19 protein-coding genes and 2 pseudogenes are annotated in these 19,584 nt (G+C 46.9%); 7 read left to right on the top strand and 14 right to left on the bottom strand.

Annotation, left to right across the window (positions count from 1 at the left end):
• Window positions 1–27: 27 nt before the first annotated feature.
• The 4 genes from AC6I8Y_RS10595 to AC6I8Y_RS10580 form a co-directional block, all read right to left on the bottom strand.
• The gene (locus AC6I8Y_RS10595; RefSeq protein ID WP_252011817.1) at window positions 28–435 is read right to left on the bottom strand and encodes a GspS/AspS pilotin family protein; all 408 of its coding nucleotides are present in this window, start codon (window positions 433–435) and stop codon (window positions 28–30) included.
• 17 nt (window positions 436–452) lie between these two features.
• Window positions 453–749: a YciI family protein gene (locus AC6I8Y_RS10590; RefSeq protein ID WP_234495630.1), complete on the bottom strand. Its 297-nt coding sequence runs from the start codon at window positions 747–749 to the stop codon at window positions 453–455.
• Window positions 750–1,096: 347 nt separating this feature from the next.
• Window positions 1,097–1,498, bottom strand: a complete 402-nt coding sequence (gene yciA / locus AC6I8Y_RS10585) for an acyl-CoA thioester hydrolase YciA (RefSeq protein ID WP_498020152.1) — start codon at window positions 1,496–1,498, stop codon at window positions 1,097–1,099.
• Window positions 1,499–1,584: 86 nt separating this feature from the next.
• Complete coding sequence (locus AC6I8Y_RS10580) at window positions 1,585–2,157, bottom strand: septation protein A (protein ID WP_498020151.1); 573 nt, start codon at window positions 2,155–2,157, stop codon at window positions 1,585–1,587.
• A gap of 315 nt (window positions 2,158–2,472) precedes the next feature.
• On the opposite strand from AC6I8Y_RS10580, the gene AC6I8Y_RS10575 reads away from it, so the two are divergent.
• On the top strand, window positions 2,473–4,302 hold the full coding sequence (locus AC6I8Y_RS10575) for a M4 family metallopeptidase (RefSeq protein WP_498020150.1): 1,830 nt from the start codon (window positions 2,473–2,475) through the stop codon (window positions 4,300–4,302).
• Window positions 4,303–4,382: 80 nt separating this feature from the next.
• Here the strand turns inward: AC6I8Y_RS10575 and AC6I8Y_RS10570 are convergent, their stop codons facing one another.
• From AC6I8Y_RS10570 to AC6I8Y_RS10540, 7 genes and pseudogenes are all read right to left on the bottom strand, one after another.
• Window positions 4,383–5,624 carry a dicarboxylate/amino acid:cation symporter gene (locus tag AC6I8Y_RS10570; RefSeq protein WP_498020149.1) on the bottom strand — a complete coding sequence of 414 codons (1,242 nt, stop codon included), beginning with the start codon at window positions 5,622–5,624 and terminating at the stop codon, window positions 4,383–4,385.
• A 342-nt stretch (window positions 5,625–5,966) separates the two neighbouring features.
• Window positions 5,967–6,785 (bottom strand): tryptophan synthase subunit alpha, encoded by an 819-nt coding sequence (trpA, locus tag AC6I8Y_RS10565; RefSeq protein ID WP_252011828.1) that lies wholly within the window; start codon window positions 6,783–6,785, stop codon window positions 5,967–5,969.
• Window positions 6,785–7,976 (bottom strand): annotated as a pseudogene (trpB, locus tag AC6I8Y_RS10560) (tryptophan synthase subunit beta). The gene trpA and the pseudogene trpB overlap by 1 nt, the downstream one beginning before the upstream one ends.
• A gap of 118 nt (window positions 7,977–8,094) precedes the next feature.
• Complete coding sequence (trpCF, locus tag AC6I8Y_RS10555; RefSeq protein WP_498020148.1) at window positions 8,095–9,459, bottom strand: bifunctional indole-3-glycerol-phosphate synthase TrpC/phosphoribosylanthranilate isomerase TrpF; 1,365 nt, start codon at window positions 9,457–9,459, stop codon at window positions 8,095–8,097.
• 25 nt (window positions 9,460–9,484) lie between these two features.
• Window positions 9,485–10,486 (bottom strand): anthranilate phosphoribosyltransferase, encoded by a 1,002-nt coding sequence (trpD, locus tag AC6I8Y_RS10550; RefSeq protein ID WP_498020147.1) that lies wholly within the window; start codon window positions 10,484–10,486, stop codon window positions 9,485–9,487.
• 28 nt (window positions 10,487–10,514) lie between these two features.
• Window positions 10,515–11,150 (bottom strand): aminodeoxychorismate/anthranilate synthase component II, encoded by a 636-nt coding sequence (locus tag AC6I8Y_RS10545; RefSeq protein WP_498020146.1) that lies wholly within the window; start codon window positions 11,148–11,150, stop codon window positions 10,515–10,517.
• 5 nt (window positions 11,151–11,155) lie between these two features.
• A pseudogene (locus AC6I8Y_RS10540) lies at window positions 11,156–12,722 on the bottom strand (anthranilate synthase component 1).
• Window positions 12,723–13,125: 403 nt separating this feature from the next.
• On the opposite strand from AC6I8Y_RS10540, the gene rnm reads away from it, so the two are divergent.
• The 3 genes from rnm to rluB all read left to right on the top strand — a co-directional run bounded on the left by rnm (window position 13,126) and on the right by rluB (window position 15,873).
• Window positions 13,126–14,022: an RNase RNM gene (gene rnm, locus AC6I8Y_RS10535; protein ID WP_394151495.1), complete on the top strand. Its 897-nt coding sequence runs from the start codon at window positions 13,126–13,128 to the stop codon at window positions 14,020–14,022.
• 158 nt (window positions 14,023–14,180) lie between these two features.
• The gene (locus AC6I8Y_RS10530; protein WP_252011840.1) at window positions 14,181–14,801 is read left to right on the top strand and encodes an L-threonylcarbamoyladenylate synthase; all 621 of its coding nucleotides are present in this window, start codon (window positions 14,181–14,183) and stop codon (window positions 14,799–14,801) included.
• 139 nt (window positions 14,802–14,940) lie between these two features.
• Window positions 14,941–15,873, top strand: coding sequence for a 23S rRNA pseudouridine(2605) synthase RluB (gene rluB / locus AC6I8Y_RS10525; protein ID WP_112461021.1), 933 nt, complete (start codon window positions 14,941–14,943; stop codon window positions 15,871–15,873).
• A gap of 81 nt (window positions 15,874–15,954) precedes the next feature.
• Here the strand turns inward: rluB and AC6I8Y_RS10520 are convergent, their stop codons facing one another.
• The gene (locus tag AC6I8Y_RS10520; protein ID WP_498020145.1) at window positions 15,955–16,110 is read right to left on the bottom strand and encodes a hypothetical protein; all 156 of its coding nucleotides are present in this window, start codon (window positions 16,108–16,110) and stop codon (window positions 15,955–15,957) included.
• A gap of 9 nt (window positions 16,111–16,119) precedes the next feature.
• Between AC6I8Y_RS10520 and AC6I8Y_RS10515 the strand changes: the two genes are divergently transcribed.
• Genes AC6I8Y_RS10515 through AC6I8Y_RS10505 form a run of 3 tightly spaced genes read left to right on the top strand, consistent with a single transcriptional unit; the run spans window position 16,120 to window position 17,305 of the window.
• A complete protein-coding gene (locus tag AC6I8Y_RS10515; protein ID WP_498020144.1) occupies window positions 16,120–16,467 on the top strand; it encodes a helix-turn-helix domain-containing protein in 348 nt (115 codons plus the stop codon).
• Window positions 16,353–17,078 (top strand): IS3 family transposase, encoded by a 726-nt coding sequence (locus tag AC6I8Y_RS10510; protein ID WP_498021493.1) that lies wholly within the window; start codon window positions 16,353–16,355, stop codon window positions 17,076–17,078. Before AC6I8Y_RS10515 ends, AC6I8Y_RS10510 begins: the two co-directional genes overlap by 115 nt.
• A gap of 29 nt (window positions 17,079–17,107) precedes the next feature.
• A complete protein-coding gene (locus tag AC6I8Y_RS10505) occupies window positions 17,108–17,305 on the top strand; it encodes an IS3 family transposase (protein ID WP_498020143.1) in 198 nt (65 codons plus the stop codon).
• Between the two features lie 70 nt (window positions 17,306–17,375).
• On the opposite strand, the gene AC6I8Y_RS10500 is transcribed toward AC6I8Y_RS10505, so the two are convergent.
• Both AC6I8Y_RS10500 and AC6I8Y_RS10495 read right to left on the bottom strand, forming a co-directional pair.
• The gene (locus tag AC6I8Y_RS10500) at window positions 17,376–18,710 is read right to left on the bottom strand and encodes an amidohydrolase (RefSeq protein WP_498020142.1); all 1,335 of its coding nucleotides are present in this window, start codon (window positions 18,708–18,710) and stop codon (window positions 17,376–17,378) included.
• A gap of 95 nt (window positions 18,711–18,805) precedes the next feature.
• Window positions 18,806–19,480: a trimeric intracellular cation channel family protein gene (locus AC6I8Y_RS10495; protein WP_234495642.1), complete on the bottom strand. Its 675-nt coding sequence runs from the start codon at window positions 19,478–19,480 to the stop codon at window positions 18,806–18,808.
• Between the last annotated feature and the right edge of the window lie 104 nt (window positions 19,481–19,584).

Genomic DNA, 19,584 nt, shown 5'->3' with positions numbered 1-19,584 from the left:
CAAGCCTCTTTTATCCAGTTATCGCTTTTAGTTAGGAAGCGGCTGACTACAGTACTGCTGAGTCACCATTTGATCTATCATCAACTGACCACGCGTGTTGCGGATCATGATGCGGTAAGCGAGCCCTAAATCGAGATTCGCTTTCACTTCGCGGTCTGTACAGTAATAGTTCATACTGTTGCGAAGAAGCTGATCTAATGACAAAGCGCCTTTAGCATCAGTATTGTAGAGCATCATAATTTCAACCACGCCTTTGCTTGCTGACGCTTTCATGATCGACAGCGGGCCTTGCTCAATAGGCAGACCAGAAGAAATCACACTAGCGCGACTTTGCGCTAAAAGTTCGAGTTTACGGCGCTCGTCTTCACCTGTGCTCGAACAACCCGCCAGCACCGTGAGTGCGGCAATTGCTAGCCAACTTAGTTTATTTTTCATTGTGCTATTTATCGCTATTAAAGTACTTTCTTGAATGGTTTGACGATGACATTTTCGTAAACGCCAGCTTCAATGTATGGATCAGCATCAGCCCAAGCCTGAGCCGCTGCAAGCGATTCAAACTCTGCGATTACGGTTGAGCCAGTGAAACCCGCTTCACCTGGGTTCTCACTATCAATAGCGGGCATTGGACCTGCGGTCAGAAGACGACCTTCATCACGTAGTGCTTGAAGTCTTTCTAGGTGTTGTGGGCGTACACTCAGACGCTTTTCTAGCGAGTTCTCGACATCTTGAGAAAAAATAACGTACCACATATTTGTATCCTTCAAATAGTTTATACCCAAGTGACCTCAATATGCAGAGTTCAGAGCACTAGCTTTGGCTTAAATCAAGGAAAATATCTGCAGAAATGGGCGTCCATTTCAAGGATATTTGACGCTGAGATAAGCCAAAGCTAGCGCTCCCTTCGGGCGAGTTTGCTTGGCAAGCAGCCTTTGTTGGCGAGTTTCAGCATAGACCCACTATGCATTCAACTCGCCGCCGCGGCTGCAACCCAAGTAAATCTCGCTGAATCAGCATCTTGAGGTTACTTGGGTATAGTAACTTAATTCGTTCTACTAAGATGTCATTTTTTCGATGAAAAGTCATCGTTAGGTGTCGCTTAATTTGCATTAATTGGACGTGGACGCCCATCTGCATCGATCGCAACGTAATTGAAGGTGGCTTCACAGACCTGATAGCGCTCACCAACACCTTCTACGCTGACTGGTTTCACCCAAACATCCAGATTGATGGACATTGATGTATTGCCGATGCGAGTACATTCGCCATAGCAGCACACTACGTCACCTACTTTAACCGGGTGCTTAAAGGTGATGCCTGAAACAGAAACGGTAACGATCCGTCCAAGTGAAATTTCTTTTGCAAGGATACCGCCAGCAAGGTCAAGCTGAGACATGATCCAACCACCAAAAATATCACCATTGGCATTGGTGTTTTCCGGCATCGCTAATGTACGAGTGATTAGTTGGCCTTTGGGAGTGTTCGATGTTGTATTTGTCATGATTATAATTTTCCAGAAACAGCACAGCGACCCGTAGGTCGCTGATTCTTAGTCTTTCGCGGAGTATACAAAAGATCTGCCGCTGATCAAGACGTATGATCTTGGTTCTCATTTATGTTGTCTTCGTCGGCTTGCTCTTTTGGCATGTGCTTATAGATGTAAATACCAGTAAAGACAGTGAAAAGTAGAGTCGCGATGAGCAGCCCAAACACTTTGAAGTTGACCCACACATCAAGCGGCAATGAATACGCGACGTAAATATTCAGACCAGCGCAAAATGAGAAGAAGCCGACCCATGCGTAATTCACTTTTGCCCAGACACTATCCGGTAAGGTTAGCTCTTTGCCTAACATACCTTTGATCAAGCCACGCCCCATTGCATGAGTCACTGCGAGTGCGATGGCGAACAGCGCATAAACAATGGTGACTTTCCACTTAATGAAGTTGTCATCATGGAAGAAGATGGTCATGCCGCCGAATACTGCCACCATAGCAAACGTAATGAGCTGCATTTTTTCTACCTTCTTGTATAGAAGGTAGGTCACACCTATTTGAACGGCAGTGGCTATGATAAGCGCCCCTGTTGCCACGTAAATATCCTGCATTTTGTACAAGACAAAGAAAATAATCAGGGGAATAAAGTCGAGTAGTTGCTTCATTGGTTGAGCTAAGCCTTTTTATAGAATATCGCTGTAGTGTATCGAAAAGTCCTCGCAGCATAAAACGGTAATAGGAGGCTGGAAGCAATAACACAGTTTTCATTATTACTATTATCTAGCACGTCAATTGCACCAGAATGCAGCAGCTATTGATAGAATAGCGCCTGTAAATGTTTACGAAATGTTAATGACTGAGTTTTTGCTCTATTCTTGTTTGTTACGGATATGTTGCATATGTTTTTACTTCAATCGGACCTGTGTTAACTGATTGAATTATAAGTATTAATCATATCAATAATATTCAAGGATTTCAGAATGAACAATGTAACACGTCAAGCTAGGTGGCTTATTGGAACATCGAGTATAGCCATGGCTATGTCGGTAAATGCAGCAGAGCTTGTTGAAATGACCGATGCGACTAAGGCACAAGCGCTTATCGACGCGCAGTTTAGTATCGTTCCTCAAGCCGATGCTTATACAGAGATCAAACGCGTCACCCTGCCAAATGGTAAAACCAAGGTGAAATATCAGCAGCTCTATCAGGGATTGCCGGTCTATGATGCAACAATCACATCGACCAAAGGAGAGCAGGGTATCTCTGAAGTATATGGTGTGATGGCTCAAGGGCTAGCGAGTGATTTACCTGTGGTCAAACCAAACATCTCAAGCGATGAAGCGTTAGAGCTTGCAGAGCGTCATCATTTTACACTGCATAGCGCAGTGACTAGCGATAAACCAGATATTGAAAACCGCCATTCGAAACTCATGGTGAGAGTCGGAGAGGACCAAGTTGCACGTATGGTGTATCTGGTCAATTTTTTTGTGGCAGGTGAGTCGCCAGAGCGACCGTTTATGTTTGTCGATGCAGAGTCTGGGGCGATCTTGGACTCTTGGGATGGCATTAACCACGCTCATGCAACTGGTCCCGGTGGAAACAGTAAAACTGGCGCGTATTACTTCGGACAGGACTTCCCGTCTATTTTAATGAGTAAGTCGGGTAACACCTGCACGATGTCGAATGAGAACGTAAAAACAGTCAACCTTAACGGTGCGACCTCAGGCTCGACAGCGTTCAGCTATACCTGTAACGATTCAACCAACTACAACGATTACAAGACAGTTAATGGTGCCTACTCGCCAATAAACGATGCTCAGTACTTCGGTAATGTGGTGTTTGATATGTTCCAAGACTGGATGCAAACGGCACCTTTGACCTTTCAGTTAACGATGCGCGTTCATTACGGAAGTAACTACGAGAATGCGTTCTGGAATGGATCGTCAATGACCTTCGGAGATGGACAGAATCGTTTCTACCCATTGGTGGATATAAACGTGAGTGCCCATGAGGTCAGTCATGGCTTCACCGAGCAGAACTCAGGTTTGGTTTACAAAGACATGTCAGGCGGTATGAATGAAGCTTACTCGGATATTGCGGGTGAAGCGGCTGAGTATTACATGCGTGGCAGCGTCGACTGGATTGTGGGTGCGGATATCTTCAAAGGCGATGGTGGCCTTCGTTACTTTGACCAACCTTCGAAGGACGGTAAGAGCATTGATGATGCTTCGCAATACTATGATGGCATTAATGTTCACTATTCGAGTGGCGTCTTCAATCGAGCGTTTTATTTGCTAAGCACCAAATACAACTGGGATATTAAATCGGGTTTTCAGGTGTTTACTCTGGCGAACCAAATGTATTGGGGAGCGAACAGTACCTTTGATCAAGGTGGTTGCGGTGTGGCGAAAGCTGCAGATGATTTGTCGTTAAACCGCGACGATGTTGTAAAAGCCTTTACTGAAGTAGGTGTGGATGCGAGCTGTGGAGTAACAACGCCAACACCAGACAATGAGCTCAAGCTTGGACAATCAATTACAGGTCTTAGCGGTGCATATAACAGTACCGACTACTACACCTTCAAACTTGAGAGTAGTGCAACTGTCACGGTTGCTATCGAAGGTGGTGCAGGAGATGCCGATCTCTACGTACAGAAAGGCAGTAAACCGACTACTTCAAGCTACGATTGTCGACCATATCGCAACGGTAACGCTGAAACGTGCTCAATCAACGCTGAAGCGAATACGACCTATCATGTAATGTTACGAGGCTATCGCGAATACTCGGGTGTCACACTGTCACTGAACTAGCGACTATCTTCGAAAAGCAATTGCCAACAAAAAAGGGCTGCACCGATTGGTGTCAGCCCTTTGATATTGAAAGCGTTATATTATGCTTGTTGTTTTTGAAGCTCAGCTTGCTCTTCTGCTGCTTCTTCTTCAACTAGTGCGTCAACGATAACTGCACAAGCCGCATCACCCGTGATGTTTAGTGCTGTACGAATCATGTCGAAGATACGGTCAAGAGCGAACAGTAGTGGTAGACCTTCGATTGGAATACCTGCCGCCAATAGTACTGCTACAACAAGGAACGAAGGACCAGGAACACCAGCTTGACCAACTGCGCCTAGGGTAGACGTCACGATGATAGCAATGTAAGCGCCCATTGAAAGATCGATGTTGAACAGCTGTGCAAAGAAGATAGCAACCAGACCGTAGTAGATCGCGTTACCAGACATGTTGATCGTCGCACCAAGTGGCAGAACGAATGATGTCGTTGAGTTTTTAACGCCTAGCTCTTTTTCTACCGTGTCCATTGTTACTGGTAGTGTTGCCATTGATGAAGCGGTTGATAGTGCAACTGCTTGAGGCTTTTTCATCGCACTAATGAACTTCTTCGCAGAGGTCTTAGTGAACAGTTGAATCATCAGTGGGTAGCCAACGAAACCGAAGATAAGGATTGCGGCGATGTAGACAACGAACAGCTTGAACACAACCATCAGTGCGCCAAAGCCGAATGTACCCACAGCCTCAGCCATAAGACCGAATACACCGATAGGTGCGATGATCATCACCTTATTGATCATCCATACCATGACGTCAACGATCGCGTTTACACCGTTTAGAAGTGGATCGCGACGAGTAGACTCAAGCTTAGATAGACCGATACCGAAGAACAGGCAGAACACTAGGATCTGGAGGATGTTAGCTTCATTAAGCGACTGGAAAACGTTAGTTGGGATCATACCAGTGACGGTAGCCCAGAAAGTGGGTAGTTCACCTTTTGAAGCGTACTCAGCTGAGAACATGCCTTCGATACCGGCTGTATCGATGTTCACACCTGGTTGGAAAACCTCGCCCATGATCAGAGCAAGCGCAACCGCAAGTGCTGATGTTAAACCGAAGTAAGCGAGCGTAGTCACGCCAACTTTACCGGCGTTACTGCTGTTGCCAAGACCTGCAGCACCAGAAATCAGTGCAACGGCAACCAAAGGAATCACCAACATCTTGATAAGATTGATGAAGATGGTACCCAGTGGAGCAAACATAGAAGCAGATTCACCCATCATGGCACCGATAAGGGTACCGAGGAACATTGCAATCACAACTTGGACGCCAATATTATTTAGCATCAACTTTTCTTTTAACACTTCCTTAACTCCTGTGCTATTTATTTGTCAAATCCTAGAATAGTCGTTTACTTGAACGGAAAATATCAGACTAATCTTCGGTGGCAATTTTTACACTTATTTAGCACTTGGCGCAACAGAAGAAATCGAAATCATGCAAAAAACCGCGAAAAAACCGAGCAAATGGTGAACAAATAATCGAAAGCAAACGTTTGCTATTGGTTGGGTGAATTATTGGTGGTTAAATCTTGGGCAGGGCTATCGATATTTAGAGCTTTAGGGAGGTTGAGATGTAAAAAAAAGGTTGCATGATAAGTGCAACCTTTTTGGGCAGTAAAGCAGTAATTAACGCTGTGTCGCTGCCTTCATAGATTTAACAAATTGAGACAGTTCATTCAGCATAGTCTCTGGTGCATCGACATTTTTCTCGATGATTTTCACAACCGCTGAGCCTGAAATTGCGCCTGCAGCGCCTGCGTCTAGAGCTTGCTTAACTTGCTCTGGTTCAGAAATACCAAAGCCAAGCAACGAAGGCGGTGCATCGAACTTGTTCAGCTTTTCTAGCTGAGTGTTCATCGGCATGTTTGCCTTGGTTTCAGTACCCGTTACACCCGCACGAGAAAGCAGGTAAGTGTAACCGCCGCCAAGTTTTGCAACTTGCTCGATGGTCTCTTCGCTTGCCGTTGGTGGTGCGATGAAGATTGGGTGTACACCGTGCTTGTGTGCTGCTTCTACGAACTCTTTGCTTTCGTTGGTTGGAACGTCTGCGATAAGCACCGAATCCACACCGACATCTGCACATTGCTTATAAAACGCATCGACACCCTTTGAGTAAACAAGGTTAGCGTACATAAGCAGGCCAATAGGCGTCTCTGGGTACTTTTCACGAATCTTCGCGAGCATATCGAAGCAGATAGCAGGGGTCGTTTTTGCGTCCAGCGCACGGATATTAGCGCCTTGGATTGTTGGACCGTCCGCTTGAGGATCTGAGAACGGCATACCTAGCTCCAGTGCGTCTGCACCAGACTCAATCAAGGTTTCCATGATCTGTAGCGACAGCTCTGGGCTTGGATCACCCATAGTGACGAAAGGAACGAATGCGCCCTGATTCTTCTCGCCCAAACGAGCGAACATCTCTTTATAACGATCTTGATTCAGGCTCATTACATTACTCCTTTTTCTTTTAGAATGTCGTGTACAGTAAAGATATCTTTGTCACCGCGACCTGATAGGTTCACGACAAGAAGCTGCTCTTTTTCTGGGTTTTCACGTGCCATTTTAAGCGCGTAAGCTAGGGCGTGAGAAGACTCTAGCGCAGGGATGATACCTTCATGCTTCGCTAGCTCTTGGAATGCATCCAATGCTTCGTCATCGGTAATTGCGCCGTATTCTGCACGACCAATCGCGTTAAGGTGCGCATGCTGAGGGCCCACTGATGGGAAGTCTAGACCTGCAGAAACAGAGTAAGACTCTTCAATCTGACCGTTAGGGTCTTGCATAAGTGGTGCCTTCATACCAAAGAAGATACCTGTTGTGCCGTGTTTAAGCGGTGCACCGTGCTGATCAGTATCAATACCAAGGCCTGCTGGCTCGACACCAATTAGGCGTACTGATTCTTCTTCGATGAAGTCTGCGAACATACCGATAGCGTTAGAACCGCCGCCTACACAAGCGATGACGGCATCTGGAAGCTTGCCTTCACGAGCCAGTACTTGGTTTTTGGTTTCTTCACCAATCATGCGTTGGAACTCACGCACGATGGTTGGGAATGGGTGAGGACCTGCCGCAGTACCCAGTAGGTAGTGCGCGTCTTCGTAGCTTGCTGACCAGTCACGTAGCGCTTCGTTACATGCATCTTTAAGTGTTGAAGAGCCAGAGTGTACAGGAATCACTTCCGCACCCATCAGACGCATACGGAATACGTTAGGGCTTTGACGTTCAACGTCTTTCGCACCCATGTAAACGCGACACTTAAGGTCAAGTAGAGCACACGCAAGAGCGGTTGCTACGCCGTGCTGACCAGCGCCAGTTTCGGCGATGATCTCTTTTTTTACCCATGCGCTTAGCAAGCAGTGCTTGACCAAGTACTTGGTTAGTTTTGTGCGCACCGCCGTGAAGGAGGTCTTCACGCTTTAGGTACAGCTTAGTTTTGGTGCCTTTTGTTAGGTTGCGAGTCAGCGTTAGCGCGGTTGGGCGGCCAGCGTATTCTTGCAATAGCTCCATGAACTCTGAGCGGAACTCAGCGTCGTCTTGAGCGTCGATGAAGGCTTGCTCTAGTTGATCCAGTGCAGGCACTAGGATCTGTGGTACAAACTGTCCACCGTATTCACCAAAGTAGGCATCTAATTTAGACATGGTTAATTCCTCAATAATCCACTTGCTCGAGCCTTTACAAACGATGATTCGTTGTCGAGCAAGTTTTAATAATTCTTAGTGTATGACCTTAACTCATTGGGTGTCGTTAATCTGGACGTTAGTAGTCTCGGATTAGCGCGAACGCTTGGTTTAACTTCTCAGCGTCTTTTTTACCCGGTGCTGACTCAACGCCTGAGTTTAAGTCTAGTCCGATGCAGCCAAGTGTACTGGCTTGCTTGATGTTGTCTGGAGACAAGCCGCCTGCCAACATCACATCGCTTGTGTTGTTTAACAGTTGCCAGTCAAAGCTTTGCCCCGTGCCGCCTGATTGCTCGCCAACTTTGGCATCCAATAGGTGACGGTCTGCTTTAATTGCAGTGAGGTCAGGAATAGCATCGGTCACGCCGTGCGCCTTCCAGATTTTTACGTCATCATTTAGAAGTGGGGTCAGCGTATCGATGTAGGCTTGGTCTTCGTCGCCATGAAGCTGTACGGCTGACAGTTTTAGCTCGTTAGCCGTGTTAGCAACAAACTCTGGGTTGTGGTTTTGGAACACACCCACAAACTCAAGAGGTGCGCCGCTCATCACCATGCGAGCCGATTCGGAATCAACAAAGCGAGGCGATTTTTCAACAAAGATCAGTCCGCCTTTTACTGCGCCCGCTTGATAAGCTTTCGCCGCGTCGTCAGCATGAGTTAGACCACACACTTTGTTTTCACCCAGTAGAACTTTACGTACTGCCAGTTCAAGATTGTCTTCTGCCATGAGCGAGCTACCGATCAGGAAGCCATTTGCATAGGCACAAAGGTCACGAACCTGCTGGTGGTTATAGATACCCGACTCAGAAATGATGATGGTGCCTTCAGGCAGTTTCGGTGCCAACTCTTTGGTGCGATCTAGGTTAACCGATAGGTCGCGAAGGTTGCGGTTGTTGATCCCGACTACCTTTGCGCCAAGCGCGATTGCGCGCTCTAGCTCTTCTTCGTTGCTCACCTCGGTCAAAATGCCTAGCTCAAGAGACTCTGCCACTTCTGCAAGCTCACGGTATTCGTCATCATTGAGTACTGACAGCATCAGCAAGATAGCATCTGCGTTGTAATGACGAGCTAGATACACTTGATAGGTATCAATCATGAAGTCTTTACATAGTACTGGCTGCTTAACTTGGCCGCGCACTTGAGGTAGGAAGTCGAAGTTTCCTTGGAAGTACTTTTCATCGGTCAGTACAGAAATCGCGCTAGCGTGATTGTTGTAAACCGAGGCGATGTAGTCGAGGTCAAAATCCTCACGGATCAAGCCTTTTGATGGTGATGCCTTTTTACATTCTAAAATGAACGCGGTTTTGCCCGTTGAGAGCGCACCATAGAAGCTGCGGTCTGATGGAACGAGATCCGCTTTGAAGCTCTCTAGTGGCTGAGCTTGCTTACGCTCTTCAACCCAAATCTTCTTATCATCGACGATTTTTGCTAATACTGTTTCCATTGTCTTTTCCTGTTAATTCGCCGAGTTACTTGCCGTGTGCTGCCAGTTTTTGAACGAGCTCGTACGCTTTACCTGAGTTCATCGCTTCGATGGCTTGTGCTGCGTTAGCTTTGAGGTCTTCATGACCAAATAGTTTCATTAGCAGAGCAACGTTTACCGCTACAGCGCCTAATTGCGCGTCCGAGCCTTTGCCCGTTAGCATGTTGGTAATGATGGCGCGGTTTTCTTCCGGCTCACCACCTTTGATCGCTTCTAGCGGGTAAGAATCCAAACCAAAGTCTGCTGGTGTTAGGGTGTATTCGGTGATCTTGCCGTCTTGGATTTCTGCTACCAGAGTTTCACCATGAATAGCTACCTCATCCAAGCCACTACCGTGAACTACAGCAGCTCGCTTCATACCCATTTGTAGCATGGTTTCTGCAATAGGACGAACCAGTTTTGCATCATAAACACCCATCAATTCGATGTTTGGGCGAGCTGGGTTGATTAGAGGGCCTAAGATGTTAAAGAGCGTACGAGTTTTCATCGTTTGACGCACTGGCATCGCATGGCGCACACCACCGTGATATTGCGGAGCAAAAAGGAAAGCAACGCCAATTTCATCTACGGCGCTACGAGTATCTTCCGCCGACATAGCCAAGTCGATACCAAATGAGTCCAGTAGATCTGAAGAGCCAGATTTGCTCGACACGCCACGGTTACCGTGTTTTGCGACTTTCAGGCCACACGCTGCTGCCACAAATGCAGCAGTCGTTGAGATGTTGATGGTGTTGGCACCGTCGCCACCTGTGCCTACGATATCGGCAAAGTCATAATCAGGACGAGGGAATGGGTTCGCGTTGGCAAGTAGTGCCTTTGCCGCGCCAGCGATCTCGTCTGGTGTTTCGCCTTTGATCTTTAGAGCCGTCAGAGCCGCTGACATTAGGATTGGATCAAGCTCACCTTTGATAATGGTGTCAAACAACGACTGGCTCTCTTCTTGAGTCAGATCCAGTTGGTCGTAAAGTTTGTTGATAATGGTTTCCATAATTACGATTCCTTAGTTGTTTGAATTTTTAAGCCGATTTGATTTCGTTAGATTTTTCTGTCGCCCAAGCGATGGCATTGCTCAGTAGTGTCGCACCGTAGGTAGTCATAATAGACTCTGGGTGGAACTGGAAGCCACAGATACGATCTTGTTCGTTCGCGACTGACATCACTAGACCATCAACTTGCGCAGTCACTTCCAATGAGTCAGGCACTTTCGTTGCCACGAGAGAGTGATAACGAGCAATGGCTAGCGGTGAAGGTAAGCCTTCGTAGATAGCGTGGTTATCGTGCGCCATCATCGATACCTTACCGTGAATGATTTCACCAGCGCCAGCAACAACACCACCGTAAGCTTCGACAATGGCTTGATGACCGAGACAAATACCGATCATTGGTACTTTGCCACGCAACGTTTTAATCAGCTCTGGCATACAACCCGCTTCTGAAGGCGCACCGGGACCCGGTGAAAGCACAACTACAGGGTTATCGAGCTCTAGTACAGCCTTAGCGATTTTATCTGCAGCAATGTGGTTGCGATAGATTTTAACGTTGTGACCTAGGCTTCGGAACTGATCCACTAGGTTGTAGGTAAACGAGTCAAAGTTATCGACAAATACGATATTCGCTAGCTCGTTATTTACTGAATTTGTAGTGTTAGACATCGTGATTACCCCTTGTGCGCCGTTTTGATTGCTGAAATAACGGCTTGCGCCTTACCACGAGTTTCATCTGCTTCGGATTGAGGGTCAGAGTCAAATACCACACCAGCACCCGCTTGAACTTGAGCAATTCCGTCTTCAACGTACGCTGAGCGGATGACGATACAGGTATCCAAATCACCAGCACCGTTCATGTAGCCAACAGCGCCACCGTAGCTGCCGCGAGTTTGGCCTTCGAACTGACGAATCAGCTGCATGGCACGAATCTTTGGTGCGCCGGTGAGCGTGCCCATGTTCATACAAGCTTGGTAGCCGTGCAGCGCATCTAGGTCACCACGAAGCTGACCGACGACGCGTGATACCAAGTGCATGACGTGACTGTAGCGGTCGGTTTTTAGAAGATCGGCTACATGGCGAGAGCCGGGCTCTGCAATGCGAGCCACGTCGTTACGTGCTAGGTCAACCAGCATCATGTGCTCCGCGTTCTCTTTCATGTCGCTGCGAAGCTCTAGCTCGATGCGGCTATCAAGGTCTTTGTTGATGCTGCCATCTGCATTCTTGCCACGGCGTCGAGTACCTGCGATAGGGTAGATCTCAATTTGGTTTGAGTCTTTGCCGTACTTGAGTGCACTCTCTGGAGAGGCTCCAAACAGAGTAAACAGCTCATCTTGCATATAGAACATGTAAGGGCTTGGGTTGCTCTGCTTCAGCTCTTTGTAGGCAGCAAGAGGTGAAGGGCATGGCAGTGTGAAACGGCGAGATGGTACAACTTGGAAGATGTCGCCACGAACTACGTACTCTTTTAAGTCGCGAACGATTTGGCAAAAGTCTTCATCTGAGATGCTGACGTCTTCTTGAATACCTTCGACTTTCGTTGCCGCTGGCACCATTTTTAGGTTTTCGCATTGCTGGCTGATCTCTGTGATTCGGCCGCGAATACGTGCTAGTTCGGCATCGTCGTGGTTAAACAGGGTCGTTTGTAGGTCGCAAGACTCTTTTTTGGTGGTCGACAACCAGAAGGCTTTCAGCAACATAGAATACAAAGTCAGGACACTGATTCGCTTGGCTTGCATCACCCAGAGGCTCAAAGTTCGCAACGATGTCGTAAGCAAATAGCCCGCCCATGAAAATGGCGTTTTTGTCTAAACCGCTTAGGTCAAAGCTGTGTTGAACGAGACGAAGCGCATCAAAAGACGAGGCTTCACGAAGTCGAGAGTCTTCATCGAGTGTGTCATCTGGCATCTCAAACTGAACGACGAGCTCTTTGTCTGTTAGCGTGTGTTCGATTTCCTCAGCAATATTCTGAGCAATAATGTTAAGAAGGTTAACACCATTGGTGGTTAGCGCTTCATAGCGTACCTTGTGACCTTCACACACAATACGAACGGCAGAATCAACGATAAGTAGGCTCTGTAGGTCTTGTTTTGAGTCGATTTCAGCAGACTCAAGTAGCAGACTATCGGTTTTGTTTTCACACAGGGTATGAAACAGTCTGGTTGGGTCTTGCGCGTATGGCACTTGGAGAGAAAGGACTTCCAATCGACCCTGTTTATTGATGCTAATGGCTTTATTCACAAAAGCTCCTTTTAATCTTGAATCTGCTGTTGCAACAATCTTGGTTCACCTAGCGGTCATTAAGCTATAGTCGCACAATTAAAACGTTTGCCCAACGCTCAATGTACCCAAATTGTTGCTAAAATAATCGTTTAAATTGAATTCTTTGTCAGATGAATCGAAAAACAAAAAAGCCCACTCGATTGAGTGGGCTTTAATCAAATTCGGGTTTGATTATGCACGCAAAAAAGCCCACTCGGATTGTGTCCAAGTGCACCACCAACCTACTAGAGCATTAACCCCAAGGTTTAAAGGTTTTTTGAATGTATGAATATCGAGTAACATACGTGCCTAATCTCAAAATCTGTATCTGCGTACTAGTTAACTAGTTCACGAGCTAAAAGTCAACCGAAAATGTGAAAAAATGAAGATAGATTTACACAGTCACACTACCGCCTCTGATGGCCGATTATCGGTTGCTGATCTCTTAGACAGAGCCATAAGCTTCGATGTAAAAGTTCTGGCGATTACTGACCACGACACCTTAGACGCGTTGCCTACCGCTCATCAGCTAATTGAAGATCAGTCTCTGCCTATTGAGTTGGTGAACGGCATTGAGATTTCGACGGTCTGGCAGAATAAAGACATTCATATTGTTGGGCTTGGCGTAGACATTAACTCCCCTGAATTAAATGCGCTGATCCGTGCTCAGCAAGCCAGACGAGTAGAGCGCTCTGAGCTCATCGCGCATAGACTGGAAAAAGCGACACGCGAGGGTTTGCTTGAAGAAGTGAAGGCGATAGCGGGCGATGCGCCGATCACTCGCGCCCACTTTGCGAAATGGCTGGTGGACAACGGCTACGCGAAAAACATGCAGCAGGTGTTCAAGAAGTTTATGACGCGCAATAATACTGGCTACGTGCCGCCTAACTGGTGCACCATGTCAGAAGCTGTAAATGCCATCCATCAAGCGGGTGGGGTAGCCGTGCTGGCGCATCCAGGCCGATATCAGTTAACAGCTAAGTGGCTAAAGCGTCTACTGACGGCGTTTGTTGAAGCTGATGGCGATGCCATGGAAGTCGCTCAGCCACAACAAAGTCAACAAGAAAGGCGCAACCTCGCAGATTATGCGATACAATACAATCTATTAGCTTCACAAGGGTCAGATTTCCACTATCCTTCCCCTTGGATGGAGTTGGGTAGAAACTTGTGGTTACCATCAGGCGTAGAACCGGTATGGGACCGCCTACCATTAAAGACAGCAACTTCGCTGACGACCACTACAATTGAGGGTGGTGCTGAAGATGGTGAAAAAGAATAACGAAGCCGATATCTTTTGGCCTTGGCGTTTGTCCAAATAGACATAAGCATCTTCACCTCACTTTCTTTTGATTCATTATCGTATTGAAGAGACAGCTCTTGAAGTCGAACGACAGGGAAGGTCGTACCGAGAGCGTCCTTAAGTTTGAAGGAATAACAATGAGCCAATTTTTTTATGTACACCCAGACAACCCGCAGGCACGCTTGATCACTCAAGCGGTGGCGATTATTCGTAACGGCGGTGTCATTATCTATCCAACCGATTCTGGTTATGCACTAGGCTGTCAGCTAGAAAACAAACAAGCGTTAGAGCGCATTTGCCAGATCCGCCGTCTCGATGACAAGCACAACTTCACTCTGTTGTGTCGTGACTTATCTGAGTTGTCTCTTTACGCACGTGTTGATAACACTGCATTCCGTCTGTTAAAGAACAACACGCCTGGTCCTTACACCTTTATCTTCAAGGGCACAAAAGAAGTGCCACGTCGTTTGATGAACCCAAAACGTAAAACGATTGGTATTCGTGTTCCAAACAATCAAATTGCTCTGGATTTGCTAGAGGCGCTTGGTGAGCCATTGATGTCAACATCGTTAATTTTGCCTGGTAACGAAGTGACAGAATCGGATCCTGAAGATATCCGTGACAAGCTAGAGCATGCGGTAGATTGCATCCTAAATGGTGGCTATTTAGGTGAGCAACCTACGACCGTGATTGACTTTAGTGATGACGAAGCCAAAGTTCTACGTGTTGGTGCAGGCGACCCAGAACCATTCGAGTAGAGTTTTGAATGTTTTCTTACTAAATTAGTGAAGAAACTTGATGCGTGAATCAGGTTTCTTTGCGATAATACGCGACCGCGATTTTTAGGTCGCATTATCTGGTTTCGACGTCTGTGAAGACGACATTATAGGTAGGTAAATGAGCGAAAAATTACAAAAAGTGCTTGCTCGCGCAGGCCACGGTTCTCGTCGTGAACTTGAAGCCCTGATTAAATCTGGGCGCGTGAGTGTGAATGGTCAGGTAGCAAGACTGGGCGAACGTCTGGAAGACGAAAATGCGGTCATCCGTATCGATGGTCATACTGTTTCTGCCAAAGCACAAGAAGAAGTGGTTTGTCGAGTTCTGGCCTACTACAAGCCGGAAGGTGAGCTGTGTACACGTCACGACCCTGAAGGTCGTCGTACCGTGTTCGACCGCTTGCCGAAGATCCGCGGCTCTCGCTGGATTTCTGTTGGTCGTCTTGACGCTAACACATCAGGTCTACTCCTTTTCACGACCGATGGTGAACTGGCTAACCGCCTAATGCACCCAAGCCGCCAAGTAGAGCGTGAATACCTTGTGCGTGTATTTGGTGAAGTGAACGAGCAAAAAGTTCGCAACGTGGTAAACGGTGTTGAGCTTGACGATGGTATGGCTCGCTTCGAAGACGTGGTTTACGCGGGTGGTGAAGGTATGAACCACACTTTCTACGTTGTTATCAACGAAGGCCGTAACCGTGAAGTACGTCGTCTGTGGGAATCTCAAGAGACGACAGTTAGTCGCCTTAAGCGTGTACGTTACGGCGACATCTACCTAGACAAGAAGTTGCCTCGTGGCGGTTGGATGGAACTCACTCTAAAAGAAGTAAACTACCTACGTGAGCTAGTTGAACTTCGCCCTGAGAAAGAGACCATGCTAGACCAAAGTCAGAACACCTCTCGTCAACGTGAGCGTTCTCGCAGCCAGAAAATCCGTCGCGCAGTACGTCGTCACGAAGAGCGTGCAAATGCACCAAAAGGTCGTAGCAATCAACAGCGCCGCAACAAAAAGTCTTCTGGTGAGCAAGGTGCTCGTAATAAGACGCGTCGCTAATCACGACAGTTATCGAATACTAAAAAAACCAGCGTGTGAACTGACCCCCCAATAGTTGGACACCAATTATTGGGGGTCTTTTTATGTCCAAGTACAGCAGAGCATTAAAATGCTCGATAGCAAAACAATATCTACAAGGCGAGAGTTCATCCGGTGAGCTTTCTCGTCTTCATTCCATACCATCACGTCAAATACGTTACTGGGCTCAAGTGCTTGATATTCATGGTGCTCAAGCATTTATGCCTCATGGGTTTGCAAAAGAACGCACAAACCAAACTGCAAGCCTTAAAACACATGTGGACGAATGGTTGGTCTGTCGGCCACACTAGTGCGGTACTGAATTTTTCGTCTCCTGGCACTCTCTCCGTTTGGCTCAAACAATACGAAAGAGATGGTATCCAGGGGCTTGAGTGTAGCAAAGGACGACCAACAATGAGTAAGCACCCCTTTATTCAAGATAAGCACGATGATGAGAAGACATTGGAAGAACTCAAAGAGGAGTTAGCGTACTTGCGAGCAGAGAACGCTGTCTTAAAAAAGTTAGAGGAGCTGGAACAGGAGAAACGTCGTCGAACACAGAAAAAACGAAAGTAGTTCTAGCTCTTAGAAATCAACATCTACAACAACATCTCTTGCATACCCTTAAGTTAGCGAGAAGTAGCTTCTATTATCACGCGCAGTCGAGCAACGCCGCCGATAGCTATCAAGATGAGAAGCAGTTGATCGAGAAAATATATCATGACCACAAAGGGAGATATGGCTATCGTCGCATTCACCTCGAGTTAAGGAGGCGTAACGTCACTCTTAACCACAAGACAGTCCAACGTCTGATGAGGTTACTTGGCCTAAAATCAACGGTTAGGCCCAAGCGATACAGCTCATACAAGGGAGAGGCAGGAACAACCGCACCAAATGTGCTTGAGCGGGACTTCAATGCAACGAAGCCTGATGAAAAGTGGGTAACGGATGTTACTGAGTTTAAAGTTAAGCAGCAGAAGGTGTACTTATCACCAATCGTCGATCTGTTTACGCAGGAAGTCGTCGCTTATAAGGTTGCAAAAAACGCGTGCTTACCTCTGGTCACAGACATGCTGACAGAGGCAGTTGCGACTTTAGATGAGAACTCAAAGCCAATCGTTCATAGCGATCAAGGGTGGCAATATAGGCATAGGAAATATCAGAAAACTCTCGCTGACAGGGGTTAACTCAAAGTATGTCGCGAAAAGGAAACTGTTTGGATAATGCGGTGGCAGAGAACTTCTTTGCCTTGCTGAAAACAGAAATGTACCATAATCAGCACTTTGAAGATGCGGATGACTTAATCGAACAAATTGATGAATACATCGAGTATTACAATACAAAGCGCATCAAAGTGAAACTAAAAGGCCTGACTCCGATGGAATATCGAAATCAGGCCTTACAAGCCGCATAACAGAAATGTCCAACTTTATGGGGTCACTTCATGAGCTGGTTTTTTTGTACTTGCGAATCGAACAAGAGTATTACTGAGCTTGTTCTGAGTTGAGAAATGCCTTAACCACAGAAGTAAGAGCTATCGTCCCAGTTGGGATTGCGCCTTGCTCAACCACAAAGTTTGGATTGTGGTTGGTGTATTTAGGGAAAGTGCCGTGTTCGACAAAGGTATCCCATGTGTTCTGTGTAGCGGCACCAACTTCGACAAACAATACCGGTACTTCCGGGTATTCGTAGGTCAACATGTGAAAATCTTCAGACCCCATTACTGGTGGAAACCCGAGTTTCACGTTCTCTTCTCCAAGAGATTCAATCATGGCCTGTTTGGCGATTTCCGATTCTTTGGTTGGATTAATGAGAGGTGTTGAGTAGCCTTTCATCTCATAGGTCGGCATGTTGTCTTCATCCACACCGTACATGCGAGCCACATTGTCGGTGACTTGCTTGATACCTTTAAGCATCACATCACGATCTTCAGTGCGGTACCAGCGAAGGTTGAGCTTGAGCGTCGCCGTATCAGGAATGATGTTGTTTTCACTGCCGGACTCAATCGCGCCGACAGACAGCACGGCCGGTTGTTGTTGGTCGACCATTCGCGACATGATAGTTTGGTAGCCAAGTACTGACATTGATGCCATCACAACGGGATCTTTGGTGACATGAGGTGTTGAACCATGACCACCGACACCTTGAATGAAGACGTCAATCTGGTCGGTACCCGCCATACGACGACCGTCGGAGATTGATACACTACCTTCTGGTAGAAGAGGGTGAACGTGACCTGCTATCAAAATATCCGGTACAGGCACCTTACTAAATAGTCCGTCTTTTGCCATCGCTGTTGCACCCATAATTAACTCTTCAGCAGGCTGGGCGATAAGGACGATGGTGCCGCTCCATTTCTCTTTCGCTTCAGTCAACTGCTTTGCCATGCCTAAAAGCCAAGTCATGTGGGCATCGTGACCGCACGCGTGCATTGCGTAAATCGGATTACCAAAGCGGTCTTTGGTTGGGTTTGTGGATTTGTAAGTCAGGTCCGTTTCTTCTTTAACAGGTAAAGCGTCCATGTCCGCACGGAACATGACCGTTGGTCCTTCACCATTTTTAAGTACTGCGGCTACGCCGGTTCGCGCTATGCCTTCGTGAACCTCGAAACCAAGCTGCTTGAGTTCATTAGCAATGATCCTAGCCGACTCAAATTCCATAAAGCCGATCTCTGGGTTGGCATGGAAGTGTTCAAACAGCTCAATCAGTCTTTCATTGTCCTCGTAGACGGACTGTTTCAACTCAGAGTCAGCAAACAGGGTTGGTGAGAATAGGAAGGCGGAAGAGGCTAGGGCAGTAAGCGTCATCTTTTTAATCATAATAGTGTTTCCGTAGTTGGGTTGTGATGAGTCAAACGGCGGTTTTCCCTATGCTATTCAACTCATTAGTATCGACAAACTCTTCTGTAGAGGACTCAGTCCTCACCCTCTCGCATTTTAACTAAAGTGAACTTTTGCCCGAGTAGTGCCCAGTTTGGTACCCCAATATTGAAGTAGATGGATAGCGAACGACCGGCAATGATGAGTAAGATACAGAGTGTCGAGCTCAGTACCGACCATTGTGGTGCGAGACTTAAAACCACGCAGTGCATGGCACAGCCCAATGCGATAGGAATCGCGTAAAGTTCGCTTTCAAAAAGTAGAGTAGGTCTTTGCATCAGCATATCTCTGACAATGCCGCCTCCCACTGCTGTTATTAGGCCCATGAACACGGGTGCGATTGGGAGACCAAACCCAAGTGCCCATGCCTTGTTGGTGGCTTGAATGGCAAACAAAGCAATGGCAAAGGCATCGATATGAAGATAAAACTCGTTTATCCAGCGCTTTTTCAGTAGACCAAAGAAGACGAAACCCAACAGGCTCGCACTGATCGAGATCCACACATAGCTAAGATCTTGAGACCAAAAGACAGGGACATCCAACATGAGGTCACGCATGGTTCCCCCGCCAATTGAAGTGATTAGACCCAAAATAATAAGTGAAAAAATATCGACACGTCTTTTACTTGCGGCCAGTACGGCTGACAGTGCGAAAGCGGCTGTTCCTAGTACAGTGACAACTTCACTGAAAATTTCTTGACCAGAGCTCATTTTTTGCCTCAATCATGTGTAGGTAGAAGGTTAGCAACAGGATTGGAAGGTCTGGTTTATCGACCTTTCGAATCTCAGCATCAAAAGGGTTACCACGCAGCCAT

It is taken from the genome of Vibrio sp. KUL78 (assembly GCF_059725505.1).
This window is presented reverse-complemented; position numbering and strand designations above follow the sequence as displayed.